This window comes from Planococcus maritimus, assembly GCF_001592825.1.
GTDB classification, from domain to species: domain Bacteria; phylum Bacillota; class Bacilli; order Bacillales_A; family Planococcaceae; genus Planococcus; species Planococcus maritimus_C.
Window position 1 is genome coordinate 100,880 of record NZ_LTZG01000032.1, and the last position, 12,463, is coordinate 113,342.

Below are 12,463 nucleotides of genomic sequence, written 5' to 3' on the forward strand. Positions count from 1 at the left end.
ATTCTTTTTTTATCTATTCGCCTCATACAATTTCAGTTTCGTATACACCGTCTCCAGCACAGGTACTGGGATTTCGACTTGCTGTGCTTTGTCGATGAGATGCCCTTGCAGATGATCCGCTTCGATGCCTTGGCCTTTTTCCATATCTCGCTGCATCGACGATTTCATGCTATCGTCCATGCTGTTCATTTTGTCGAACTGAATGGAAGAGATGCCTGTTTTGATGGGCGCATCGATCGCAGTCATCACCGCTTCGAGTTCGTCGAGTAGCGACCGGATCGCCGATTGCCCTGATGAAAGCTTACGGATTGGGCCGATTGGCGATTCCATCAGCGAAGTGATGCCAGACATTGCCGTGATGAACATGTATTTATGCCACATATCCTGGTCGATATTGTCGCTCAATACAAATTCCGCTTGCGTGCCATCAAAATGCGTTTTGAGCTGCTCGATGCGCTGTGTCCGCTTGCCGCCCCGTTCCCCGTAGACCAATTGGTGAATCGGGCTCGTCTGGACAATCGACCCGTCTTCCCCGATGGTCGTTTCGATAAAGCATAAGCCGCCGAGCACCGCTTCTTCCCCGAATGCAGAGACGAGTTGTTCAATATGCGCGATGCCATTCAACAGCGGCAAAATCATCGTCTGCTCCCCGACAAATGGCCGGATGTCTTCGATCGCTTGTTCAAGCTGGTACGCTTTGGTCGATAGAAGAACAAGGTCGAACGGCTCGGCTTGCATCGTTTTCGTTAATAGAGCCGGCTGGAGGTGGAGATCTCCGTGTCGGCTATTGACGCGCAAGCCTTCTGCTTCGATTTTTTGCTTGCGTCCCTCCCTGACTAAAAACGTGACGTCTTCTCCTTTTTCCAGTAAACGCGCACCGAAATAACCCCCGATGCCGCCTGCTCCTACCATTAACATTCTCATTGTGACACGTCCTTTTTAAGTTTGTTGATAGACCCAGCGATCCGCTGCCATCGTTCGTTCGCATCTGCCATCTGCCCGTAAATATTCAAGATGGGCCAAGGTTTCCCCAACCGCAAAGCGCATTTCGTGAACCGTCAGCGCCCGGTCGAATAGGCGCTCGCGCACTTCAAAGATGGTCAATGGCCGCTCCAGCATTTGCCAAGTCGCATCCAGGCGCTCTTCATGATGGGCCAGCAATTCATCGATGCGTTTGTTGGCGCCTTGAAACGGCTCGCCATGCGATGGGATCACCCAGTCCACATCGAGCTTGCGGATTTTCTCTAATGAATTCATATAGGTTTGAAGCGGATTGGGATCTCCGTGGAACCAATAGGAAATATTCGGCGAAATGCGCGACAAGATATGATCCGCTGACAATAGCACATTGTGCTCGCGTTGATAAAAAGACACCATGCCATCCGAATGTCCTGGCACAAACAATACTTCATATTCCAGGCGCCCGATATGGACTTTTTCCCCTTCTTCGAAATAATGGCCTACTTTGGGAAACGGGGTAACAAGCGGTTGAAAAGCCCGTGTATTGTCGACCATTTCCTGTGCTGCTTCCTGCGGGATCCCCGCTGCCTTGTAATAGCCTGGCAACGTTTCCAAAAACGCTTCCTTCCAAGACCTCATTCCAGCATCGGCATCAATCTTGCTCATCGATAACTGCGCACCGGTCTTTTGCTGCAAGCCGCCCGCATAGCCGAAATGATCGGGATGATAATGCGTCAAAAACATCTGTCCTACTGGTTTATCGCCGATCACCTTGTCCCATAACGCTCTCGACACTTCATTGTTCAATCCAGCATCGATGATCGTCCAAGTTTCCTCGCCTTTTGCCATAAAGCAATTGACGTGATTTAACCTGAACGGCAAGGGATGTCTTACGACGATCAATCCGAGTTTGTCCAGCACCGCTTGGGATTCGGTTTGTTCGACTTCATTCATGGCTTCAGCACCAGCTTGCCGATTGTTTTGCGGCTTTGCAGCAATTTATGCACATCCGCCGCTTGTTCGAGCGGATAAGCCCCGCCGATCGTCAATTTTAATTGGCCATTGTTCATGTATTCGAGCAGTTCCTGGAAGCTTTTTTGGAATAGTTCCTGATTGCGCATAATCTGGGGCAGGAAAAAACCGATAACCGACTGATTTCGCTTCATCAATTGGCCGGGAGCGAAAACGGCTTGCTCCCCACTTGCCGCGCCAAAAATAACCAAGCGTCCGAATGGCGCCAAGGTTTTCAGGGTTTCATTGAAGACACTGCCGCCAACCATCTCAAGTGCGACATCAACGCCCTTGCCTTCGGTGATTTCTTTAACGCGCTGTATCCAGCCTTCTTCACTGTAATTCACCAAATGAGTCGCGCCCATTTTCTCGGCATGGAATAATTTTTCTTCCGTGCTCGCTGTCGCAATGATTTTGCCGGCCCCGAATAGTTTTGCGAGCTGCACGGCAATTGTGCCGACGCCTCCTGCAGCAGCGTGGATCAACACTGTTTCTCCCGGCTCCAAACGCCCCATTGTTTTTAAAATATGGTAAGCGCTCAATCCTTGCAGCGGCAAGGCGACGGCTTCTTCAAAGCTGACACCTTCTGGCACCGGCGTCAGCACCTGTTCAGGAATGGCGGCATATTCGGCATATGCAGCTGATTCGATCAAGGCAACGACGCGGTCGCCTGCTTTGAAACGCGTGACCTCAGATCCTGTTTCCACGACTATCCCCGCTGCTTCAGAACCCGGGATATAAGGCAATTCGGTCGGGACGACATATTTCCCTTCACGCCTTGCCGTATCCGCATAATTGACGCCTACTGCCTTCACTTCGATCAACACTTCATGGGCTTTTGGTTTTGGTTGCTCTGATTCTGTATACTGAAGCACTTCCGGTCCGCCGTACTCTTCAAATTTCACTACTTTCATATCTTTTCCCCCTTAACTGATGTACTGCCCTGCCTGATAAATCGTTTCGGCTACTTGGCGTTTCGCTGCCGTCGTGCCGCCGCGCTGCAGGCGGCTAAGTTCTGCGGTCACCATTTGGGTAAAGCGTGCCAACTCTTCTCCTTCTGTAAGACCTTGAATGAGCTTACGTGCGATCATTTCGACCTCGAGCAACGCATCGTCAATGAATACTTGCGCCATTTCCACTTTGTGCTGCGCTTTGGCCTCGTCTTCTTCAAGCATTTGTTGTGCTCGTGCGACCGCCGATTCAGCGGCGTATAAAGCAATGGCTAGATCCGCAAGTTTCAAAAGTGCTTCTTGCTGCTCTCCAATTGCAGCACCATAGGAGTTAGCGGCAAGACCAAGCGTACTGAGGAAGACGCGGCGTATCGCCCGCACCGCTTCCGTTTCGCGCGCAAGCGTCCCGATATAGGGCACTTCTGGCGTCTGCATTTCATCAACGGCTTGAGTGGCTGCAGCTTCCAAATCAAAGGCGCCTTTTGCCGCAGCTTTTAATGCATTTCCAGGGATGAGCAGGCGATTCACTTCGTTTGTTCCTTCAAAAATACGGTTGATGCGTGAATCCCTATATATTTGCTCGATTTTGTATTCCTGGATATAGCCGTAGCCGCCGAACAACTGCAAGCTTTCATCCGCAACAACATCCAATGTCTCGGAACCATATACTTTGCAGATGGCACATTCGGTGGCATATTCCATCATTCGTTTGGCAATCAATCCGTGATCCTGTGAATCATACAATCCCCCGAGCGCATCTTCTAAGTAACCGGCAGTCCGGTATTGCAGCGATTCCAACGCAAAAATGCGTACAGCCATCGATGTAACTTTTTCTTTCGTCGCCGCAAACGCGGAGATGGCGCGCCCAAATTGCTGGCGCTCCTGTGTGTAGCCAAGCGCCAGCGATAAGCTAAATTTAGCAGCGCCCATGCAGGCAGATCCCAAGTTAAAACGGCCGAGATTCAAAACATTCAACGCTACAAGATGGCCTTTTCCTACTTCGCCGAGCACATTTTCAATTGGCACTTCACAATCTTCGAATATGACGGGGCGTGTCGATGAGCCTTTGATGCCCATTTTCTTTTCTTCCGGCCCAAGCGATAAGCCGGGATGGTTTTTTTCAACGATAAATGCCGTGAACGCTTTGCCATCGACTTTTGCATATGTAATGAAGGTATCGGAAAAAGCGGCATTGGTGATGTACATTTTGGTCCCATTCAACTTATAATGCGTTCCTTGCTCATTCAGCACCGCTGTCGTTTGGGCAGCCAAGGCATCCGACCCCGCTCCTGGTTCTGTCAGGCAATACGCCCCGATAAATTCGCCGCTTGCGAGTTTCGGCAAATAATACGCCTTTTGTTCCGGCGTGCCGAAATACGTAATCGGCAAAGTGGCGATACACGTATGGTTAGAATGTGCCACGCCGTATCCGCCGGCTGGGCCGAGCGATTCACCGACCAATCCTTTGCTGATTTTATCGAGGCCGAGCCCGCCGTATGCTTCCGGGATGCTATGTGCAAGCAGTCCAAGTTCTCCCGCTTTGCGGAAAAGCTCCTGGACGAGTTCGAAATCCTGGCTTTCCAAGCGCTCGTTGTTCGGATGCACTTCTTTCTCCAGAAATTGCTTTGCTGTTTTCGCGATCATTTTGTGTTCATCGGTAAACTGTTCAGGTGTAAAGATTGGACCCGCGGCTTTCTTTAAAAAATCAGCGCCCCGGTATGCATTCGTTCCAGCTTTCATCGTCTCCGTCCCCTTTATTGTTCAAATGTGAACCGCGCTCTGCTTCGTTTACATGGCGTGCATGCCACCGTCGATCATGATGACGTCGCCCGTGACATAATCCGATGCTTTTGCTGCCAGGAATAACGCAGCGCCTTTCAAGTCTTCGTCTGTCCCAAAACGATTTAACGGCGTTCTCGCCAGCAAGCCTTCCTCGCCGTGTTTCATGACGTCTTTCGACATTTTCGTCGGGAAAAATCCAGGTGCGATGGCGTTGACGTTGATATGATGACTCCCCCATTTCGCCGCCAAATCTTTTGTGAATGTGATAACTGCTCCTTTGCTCGTGTTGTAGCCGATGGCATCCATCAGCTTCGGATCGATTCCTCCGAGTCCTGCGACGGATGCGATATTAATAATCTTGCCGCTGTTTTTTTGAATCATCACTTCTCCCACCGCCTGGCTCATGAGGAACGTGCCAGTAACATTGACCGCCATCACCTTATTCCATGCTTCCAGCGGCATCTCGGACACTGAGGCTCCCCACGAAGCTCCGGAATTATTCACGAGAATATCGATCGTTCCGAAAGCCTCCAGCGTTTTTTCAACGACGTTTTTGACATCTTGCGGATTGGTGACGTCACATGCCAGCGCCAAGGTTTTCACGCCCTTCGCCTTAAGTTTATCTGCCACTTCCTCGCACGCTTCCACTTTGCGCGAACACAGAACCACGTTCGCGCCCGCTTCTGCGAAACCTTCCGCAATTTGCGCTCCAAGACCTCGACCGCCTCCCGTTACGATAGCCGTCTTGCCTGTTAAATCGAATAAATCCATCACTGACATATCAGTTCCCCCTCCGCTTATATGCACGCTAGTCTGTATGTTCAGAATACTTGAACTTCATGTTACCGTTTTCATCCATAATTTGCAATTGCCTTCCTATCCAAAAACCCCGGACCGATTGACTCAGGTCCCGGGTCAAATTGACTCACGTTGATTAGGTTTCATTAGCATTCAGCAATCAGGAAATACGCGGGTCATCGTCCGTTTCGCTGGAGAATTCCCGGTTCATGACAACGACAAGAAAAAACGCGTTTTCTCCATAATGGAAGAAAATGCGTTAAACTGATAACACCGATTTATCTAAAGGAGGAGACAATATGCTCAAACGCTTAGTTATCACCGGCTATAAACCGCATGAGCTTGGCATATTTGACGACAAGCACGAAGGCGTCCGCTTTATCAAGAAAGCGCTCGAAAACCGCTTGCGCACACTAGTCGACGAAGGTCTCGAATGGGTGATTTTAAGCGGTCAGCTTGGCGTCGAAACTTGGGCCGCCGAAGTGGTCATCGATTTACAGGAAGAATTTCCACAGCTGCATTTCGCCATTCTCACCCCATTTGAAGACCAGGAGAAAAATTGGAATGAAGCGAAACAGGAAAAATACGAATTCCTATTATCCCAAGCCGACTTCCACCGCAGCTTGACGAATAAGCCTTATGAAGCGCCCTGGCAGTTTATCGAGAAAAACAAGTTCTTCCTTAGGAATTCCGACGGCATCCTGCTAATTTACGACGAGGAAACAGAAGGCTCGCCCAAATTCATCAAGCAAGAAGCCGAGCGCTATGCCGACAAGCAGGAGTATGAAATCTTGCTCATCTCCGCCGACGATTTGCGTATTGTGGCCGAAGAAGAACAGCAAAACGAATGGAACGGCTGGTGAATAGATGCTCCGCGCAGAATAGGCGGAGCATTTTTCTATGATCCTGATATTTTTTATCTTAAGCAGCAGCTTTTTAATATCAGCTAAGCATTTGACTATTCTGCGGCATTCGTATACCTTTAATAGTTATGCTAAAAAAACATCATAGGAGGAATCATGAATAAAGCAACCAAAGTTTTCTATATCGCATTCGCACTCGTCATTTTAACTGTCAGTTTCGGGGTTATCGCACCGGAAGCTTTCGAACAAGCAACCGGCACGATCCGCACTTACATCAATGCAGCTTTCGGCTGGTATTACTTGATGATCATGGCGCTTCTCTTAATCTTCGTCATCGTCATCGTGGTGAGCCCTTACGGCAAAATCCGTCTCGGCCGCGACTCGGACCGTCCGGAATTTTCCACGTTCACCTGGCTCGCTATGCTGTTTTCAGCCGGCATGGGCATCGGTCTCGTCTTCTACGGCGCTTCCGAACCACTATCGCATTTCGCCATCCAGCCAGCAACAGCTGAACCTGGCACTGATGAAGCGTTCAAGGAATCTTTGCAGCGCACTTATTACCATTGGGGCATTCACGTCTGGGCCATGTACGGCATGGTCGCCCTGTCCCTGGCATTTTTCCAATTCCGTAAAGGACAGCCGGCTTTGATTTCGACGACTTTGAGACCTTTGTTCGGCGACCGCATGAATGGCCCGCTTGGCACATTGGTCGACGTACTGGCTGTATTTGCCACTGTTTTCGGCGTCGCCACCTCGCTCGGCTTCGGTGCTGCTCAAATTAACGGTGGACTTGCTTACCTCTTCGGCGCTCCTCAGGAATATTGGGTGCAGATGGTCATCATCGGTGTCGTCACGCTATTGTTCATCATTTCGGCATGGTCGGGCTTGAACAAAGGAATTAAGTATTTGTCCAATACCAATATGGTTCTGGCCATCGCCTTGCTGATATTGATCCTCATTCTGGGGCCAACCATCTTGATTTTGAACTTGTTTACAGAAACCTTCGGAGCTTATGTTCAAAACCTGATCAGCCTAAGTTTCCAATCTGCGCCGCTTGATGCAGAAAACCGCAGCTGGCTCGACGGCTGGACAATCTTTTACTGGGCATGGTGGATTTCCTGGGCACCATTTGTCAGCATGTTCATCGCCCGTGTCTCTAAAGGCCGGACGATCCGCGAATTTCTAATTGGTGTCGTCCTGGCTCCGACGATCTTCGGTTCTTTATGGTTCGGTGCGTTCGGTACCACTGCCATCGATATCCAAAAAAGCGGCATCGACTTGACCGCTTTCCCAACCGAACAAACTTTGTTTGCGACCTTCAGCCAATTGCCGCTTGGCATCGTTATGTCGATTATCGCCATTTTGCTTGTCAGCACGTTCTTCATCACATCCGCTGACTCGGCGACATTCGTCCTCGGCATGCAATCGACCAAAGGCTCGCTGCTTCCAAGCAACCAGATCAAAATTCTTTGGGGTATCGCCCAGTCACTCGTCGCCGCGATCTTGCTTTCTGTCGGTGGCTTGACGGCTGTCCAAAACACCATCATTATCGCGGCTTTGCCGTTCTCGTTTGTCATGATCCTGATGGTCATTGCACTGTTCAAAGCCTTGAATACGGAACATCAATTGATGCAGCGCAAAAAATAATCTTCTCCCCGCCATATTAGGCGGGTTTTTTTACGCTTTTGGCTGTCTAGAAGAACCATAAAAAAGGCGGCCCTCAAGTTGATGGGCCGCTTTTTTGCTGTTCTGTTGTGCGTCTCTCGTAGGAAGTGCGGTAAGCTTCTCGGCGAAACCTCAGGATCGGGTCTTCCGAACAAATTACCCCTTTTGTCATGACGGTTGGATCGTATAGAGCCTGTTCGGCTTCAGCAGCAGGCGCGTCGATGATCAATCGTCCAAGAAAAACGCGTTCACGCTCTTTTGGCCAATCGCGCGTCGGGTCATCTGTCGGGTCGCCCGCTTCACCGATGACGGCATACAACCGAAAAGACACAGGGCTGCGCGAGGTACGTTCAGCCAATTCCCCTTCATAATAGCCAAAAGGCAAATCCTTCATATCCTTCAAGGCTCGCCGGTCTTCCCCTGCATCCGGCTCGAATACATATTTGACGGCTTGTTTGTTGCCTGCCTTTTCAAAATAAAAGGCATGGATGGAATGATAAACGCCCGTCGCGAAACTTTCAGGCACCGTCATTTTTTTCATGCTTGAGAACATCGCCCTCACTTCCGGAAAATCCGTCAGCAACTCTGCCAGCTCTGCCAACTTCGGTCGCCCTTTTTGAAATGAGCGAGATACCCTAAGCATCTCGACGAAGCGTTCCGGCGAACGGGTAAAGAACACTGGGGATGTCACCGACACAATATTCGTTACGTCTTCCGGCCCTAGCTGGAATTGAACCGCCAGGCCTTTGACCGGCGACATGGCATCCGCCCACGTGGGATCTGGCGAGAAATGGGAAAAGCGCACAAGCACGGGCACCTTGGCATTTTGAAAATGCGCAGCATCGGTCAATGCCGCCGCTTCCCCGCTTCCTTCGAATAACCCTCTATATCCGGCGCCTCTGGCATGTGCACGCCGATAGCCTTCATGCTCGCCAAAGATTTCTTCTATTTGATTGACCGCCTGTTGTTCTTTTGAACTGGTCTCCATGCCATCCCTCCTTTTTTCTTTTATACCCGCTGTGCATATTATTGAACAGAACGGGAATACCTTTTGAGTAAAATGCTTTTTCAAAAAGGAGGAAATTGGAATGGACTTTCAACATCAAGACAACCGGATTGCCATGTTCGACGGCTCTGAAGAAGCCGGGTTTATCAGCTATGTCGAAAACGGCGATGTGCTGACCGTTGACCATACTGAAGTATCCCCAGAAATTAGTGGGCAAGGCATGGGCAAAGAATTGGTCGGTAAAATGGTAGAACATGCACGAAACGAAGGCAAATCAATAGATCCTCAATGTCCATACGCCAAAAAAGTCATCGACGACACCGAAGAATTTCAGGATGTGCTGGTGAAATAAAAGAATAGGCAAAATAAAAAAGACAACTATGAAGTTGTCTTTTTTCGAGAAGCGGGTTTTATTAACGGAAATCGCCGTCTGCTACGTTGTAGAGATAGCTCCAGTTGTCCGCTTTATGCAAGTCGTGGAATGTGAGCTTATCGCCTGTGCCAAGCGTCACTTCTTCTCCCATAATTGCGACAACCATTGCCGTTCCTGTGTTGTCCAGGTTCAAGTAAACGTCACCGATCGATGGACGGATCGAGCTTCTGTCGCGCAAGTCTTCCGCCAGCTGGGCGTCTTGCTGAAGCTGCTCTTCCGATACTTTCCCTTTATCGTAATAAGCGATATCGTTGCTGCCTTGCTCTTCGCCTGGCACCATCACGAAAAACTCTCTTGATTTGACCGTATTTTGTCTGCTCGTGATAACGTTCTTGCCTTCAACTGATTCGATTTTCTCGAACTCGTTCAAGGAATAATGGTCCATATAATCTGGGTCCGGCTTAGCGATCAGGATGTAGCCGCCTTCTTCAGCGGATACGTCTTCACGCAAAGTATAACGCTCTCCGAAAAACATGAACGAATCCATATGTTTCGGCTTGTAAAGCGACACTTCATCAGCGCGGCTTGCCACTTGTTCCATGTCCTTGACGCGGAACATCAAAACCGATTTTTTAGCGAGTGGCTTGACGGAATAAACTTTATGCAATTCGTTGTTGTAGTAGACAAATTGTCCTTTTCTAACTTGAAGTAATTTCATTGTTTCCCCTCCGATACTATCAGTGCTATGGACCATTTTAGAGCAAACCATGCAGGAAGTCCATGCAACCGATTGATTTATCTGCTATTGTGAAAACATCCCAAGATTCTGTAAAAGGAGTGACTCGCATGGAATACGAAAGCCGTGAAGATTTCATCATCAAGAAATACCAGCAAGACGAAGAAACGATGGTCCGTGTATTTGTGCAATGGTGCGTCAATCACAAAGTCGATCCGCTTGCGCTTTATACAGCGGCCTATCCGGCACAGGCTGAAAACCAGTTGCTGAAAACCGCAATGGAAGAAACCGAAGCCTTCGAATACGACATCGGCGGCGACGTCTTGCTTGAAGTACTTCAATCATTCGGCAATGACGATTTGGCCTTTGAAGTCGCAAGCGCCATGGAGAAATTGCCGCGCGAGGAGTAGCTTAGTGGCGTCCTTTGCGCGCCAGTTCTTTGGCCCTGTTTTCGATATGGGTCGTGCGCAAGTTTTCAATACGGTTTGAAGAGACGCGGCTGTAGATGCCATCGAATTTCGACGCCGTTTTTAATTCCTTGCTGTCCACGTCCGCCACATCTTCTACTTCCGAAGGCGTCCGCTCTTCCACGTCCTGAGTTTCCTTATCCATCGCGAGTTCCCCCCCTTCCGCAAATAAAACCCTTTTTTCAACCGTTCCCTTGAATGGCGGGAGGTAAACGTCTAGCCCATAAGACCGACAAAAAGAACGGCCGGATATTTGGCCGTTCTTTTATACTGTTCTTCTTTTATTTTGTGACAGTGGTAACGGCTTGCCGTTGCCGTTCTAGATACTTTGCCAGTTCCAGCATGCCATAAGTGCCCATTTCGGCTTCTGCATCGGCATTGTAGTTCGTATTGGTGTTGACGTCGTAAGTAAACAGCTCGCCCTCGGCATTTCGGATAAATTCAATGCCTGCCACTTCGATGCCGTTGTCCTTAAGAAAGCGTTCGTATTTGGCGATGATCGGATCATCGAAGCCTTCGACGACTTGAAATTTTGGGCGTGTCTCTGTTGCCCCGTCTGCCGGGCATGAAATGTCTTCAAGACGGCACGCATCGGCTGGGCATAATTCGAAGCCTTCCGATGTATCCACACGGACTGCGTAGACGAACTTTCCGCCGACAAATTCACAGCGCGTGATAAATGGTTCAGGCGCTTGGATGTATTGTTGCAATAAAGTGATGCCGTCCACCGATTCATCGAACTCATCACCATGCACATATTCCTCCAATGCTTCTAGCGAATGAAACAAGCCGACGCCTAGTCCCTTGCCGGCACGGTTATGCTTTGTGATGAACGACTCGCCATCGAAAGCGGATGCCGCAGCCAAAAGCTGCTCTTTTCCACTGACAGCTATCGTTTTCGGCGTCTGGATGCCGGCTGCCTCAAGCGCCATATACTGGTTCACTTTGCTGACTTCGAGCCGTAATGCACGGCTGCCATTGACGACACGCCGGCCGTGGCGTTCGAGCCAGGCGATGGTCGCTTCAGCCATTTCAGGCGCAAAGCGGTGCCCTCTCGTATGAGAAGATGCGCTCATGCGATTATAGAACACACCATGAGGCGGTTCTTTCGTCAAATCGACCGATCCGGTATTGGTAAACCAGTTTTCATACGGCACCTCGAGCTCTTCTAAGCGCCGCAATAAATGCACCGTCCATTCTTCATTTTCATGAATCACATACACTTTCTCCGTCATTCGGGTTCCTCCTCAGGAATAGAGCTTTGAATACATTGAGCATACCGCATCCCCCTAATCCCTACAAGCCTTATAGGTTTTAAAGACCCACAGCCACAAAAAAGCGCCGGATTGCTCCGGCGCCCAGTCTACGAAGTGAAAGTCGACGGCATCAGCACCGCCACTACTTCGCCATTTGCGACTTTTACTTCTCCTGCAAATACTTCCACATTCACTTTAAATTTTTTAGGATGGATTTCTTCAACTTTCCCTATCGCCTTCAAGGTTTTCCCTTGAGGCGTCGGCTTCAAGTAATCGACATGCAAAGACCCTGTTACAAAGCGCGGCGGCTCTTCCCCGCTGCCAGGCTCATGGCCATTTTTTCGGTGAAGGGCGAGCGACGCCGAACCCGTTCCGTGGCAATCTACCAGCGATGCCAATAAGCCGCCGTAGACAAAACCTGGTATTGCCGTATGCTCTTTTCGCGGTTCATAGAAAGTGATAGTTTCTTCTCCGTTCCATCCCGTCCGGAGATGCAGCCCATGTTCATTCAAACGACCACATCCGTAACACCAGGCGAACTCTTTTCCGTATTCATCTTGAATTGCATGTACAACTGTTTGACTCAATCTCTCCCA

The 12,463-nt window shown here is 49.6% G+C and carries 14 protein-coding genes; 4 read left to right on the top strand and 10 right to left on the bottom strand.

The window, feature by feature from the left end; translation table 11 throughout:
- Positions 1 to 9: 9 nt before the first annotated feature.
- From AY633_RS12785 to AY633_RS12805, 5 genes are read right to left on the bottom strand one after another with little or no spacing between them, the layout of a single operon-like run.
- Positions 10 to 924 carry a ketopantoate reductase family protein gene (locus AY633_RS12785; RefSeq protein WP_068488686.1) on the bottom strand — a complete coding sequence of 305 codons (915 nt, stop codon included), beginning with the start codon at positions 922 to 924 and terminating at the stop codon, positions 10 to 12.
- 15 nt (positions 925 to 939) lie between these two features.
- On the bottom strand, positions 940 to 1,914 hold the full coding sequence (locus AY633_RS12790) for an MBL fold metallo-hydrolase (RefSeq protein WP_068488687.1): 975 nt from the start codon (positions 1,912 to 1,914) through the stop codon (positions 940 to 942).
- On the bottom strand, positions 1,911 to 2,885 hold the full coding sequence (locus AY633_RS12795) for a quinone oxidoreductase family protein (RefSeq protein ID WP_068488688.1): 975 nt from the start codon (positions 2,883 to 2,885) through the stop codon (positions 1,911 to 1,913). Before AY633_RS12795 ends, AY633_RS12790 begins: the two co-directional genes overlap by 4 nt.
- 12 nt (positions 2,886 to 2,897) lie before the next feature.
- Positions 2,898 to 4,661, bottom strand: coding sequence for an acyl-CoA dehydrogenase family protein (locus AY633_RS12800; RefSeq protein WP_068488689.1), 1,764 nt, complete (start codon positions 4,659 to 4,661; stop codon positions 2,898 to 2,900).
- A 48-nt stretch (positions 4,662 to 4,709) separates the two neighbouring features.
- A complete protein-coding gene (locus tag AY633_RS12805) occupies positions 4,710 to 5,483 on the bottom strand; it encodes an SDR family oxidoreductase (protein WP_068488690.1) in 774 nt (257 codons plus the stop codon).
- 317 nt (positions 5,484 to 5,800) lie between these two features.
- On the opposite strand from AY633_RS12805, the gene AY633_RS12810 reads away from it, so the two are divergent.
- Positions 5,801 to 6,364, top strand: a complete 564-nt coding sequence (locus AY633_RS12810) for an SLOG family protein (protein ID WP_068488691.1) — start codon at positions 5,801 to 5,803, stop codon at positions 6,362 to 6,364.
- Positions 6,365 to 6,520: 156 nt separating this feature from the next.
- Positions 6,521 to 8,011 carry a glycine betaine uptake BCCT transporter gene (locus AY633_RS12815; protein WP_068488692.1) on the top strand — a complete coding sequence of 497 codons (1,491 nt, stop codon included), beginning with the start codon at positions 6,521 to 6,523 and terminating at the stop codon, positions 8,009 to 8,011.
- A gap of 73 nt (positions 8,012 to 8,084) precedes the next feature.
- Here AY633_RS12815 and AY633_RS12820 read toward each other — a convergent pair whose 3' ends face one another.
- Positions 8,085 to 9,017: a catalase family peroxidase gene (locus AY633_RS12820; RefSeq protein ID WP_068488693.1), complete on the bottom strand. Its 933-nt coding sequence runs from the start codon at positions 9,015 to 9,017 to the stop codon at positions 8,085 to 8,087.
- Positions 9,018 to 9,111: 94 nt separating this feature from the next.
- Here AY633_RS12820 and AY633_RS12825 point away from each other — a divergent pair, with 94 nt between their 5' ends.
- Positions 9,112 to 9,387 (top strand): GNAT family N-acetyltransferase, encoded by a 276-nt coding sequence (locus AY633_RS12825; RefSeq protein WP_257785575.1) that lies wholly within the window; start codon positions 9,112 to 9,114, stop codon positions 9,385 to 9,387.
- A 61-nt stretch (positions 9,388 to 9,448) separates the two neighbouring features.
- Here AY633_RS12825 and AY633_RS12830 read toward each other — a convergent pair whose 3' ends face one another.
- Entirely contained in the window at positions 9,449 to 10,126 is a 678-nt protein-coding gene (locus AY633_RS12830; protein WP_068488694.1) for a hypothetical protein, read from the bottom strand.
- Between the two features lie 128 nt (positions 10,127 to 10,254).
- Here AY633_RS12830 and AY633_RS12835 point away from each other — a divergent pair, with 128 nt between their 5' ends.
- Positions 10,255 to 10,554, top strand: coding sequence for a hypothetical protein (locus tag AY633_RS12835; protein WP_068488845.1), 300 nt, complete (start codon positions 10,255 to 10,257; stop codon positions 10,552 to 10,554).
- A gap of 1 nt (position 10,555) precedes the next feature.
- Here AY633_RS12835 and AY633_RS12840 read toward each other — a convergent pair whose 3' ends face one another.
- The 3 genes from AY633_RS12840 to AY633_RS12850 form a co-directional block, all read right to left on the bottom strand.
- Positions 10,556 to 10,756, bottom strand: coding sequence for a hypothetical protein (locus AY633_RS12840; RefSeq protein WP_068488695.1), 201 nt, complete (start codon positions 10,754 to 10,756; stop codon positions 10,556 to 10,558).
- A gap of 136 nt (positions 10,757 to 10,892) precedes the next feature.
- The gene (locus tag AY633_RS12845; protein WP_068488696.1) at positions 10,893 to 11,846 is read right to left on the bottom strand and encodes an ATP-grasp domain-containing protein; all 954 of its coding nucleotides are present in this window, start codon (positions 11,844 to 11,846) and stop codon (positions 10,893 to 10,895) included.
- A gap of 128 nt (positions 11,847 to 11,974) precedes the next feature.
- The gene (locus AY633_RS12850) at positions 11,975 to 12,454 is read right to left on the bottom strand and encodes a PaaI family thioesterase (RefSeq protein WP_068488697.1); all 480 of its coding nucleotides are present in this window, start codon (positions 12,452 to 12,454) and stop codon (positions 11,975 to 11,977) included.
- Positions 12,455 to 12,463: the final 9 nt, after the last annotated feature.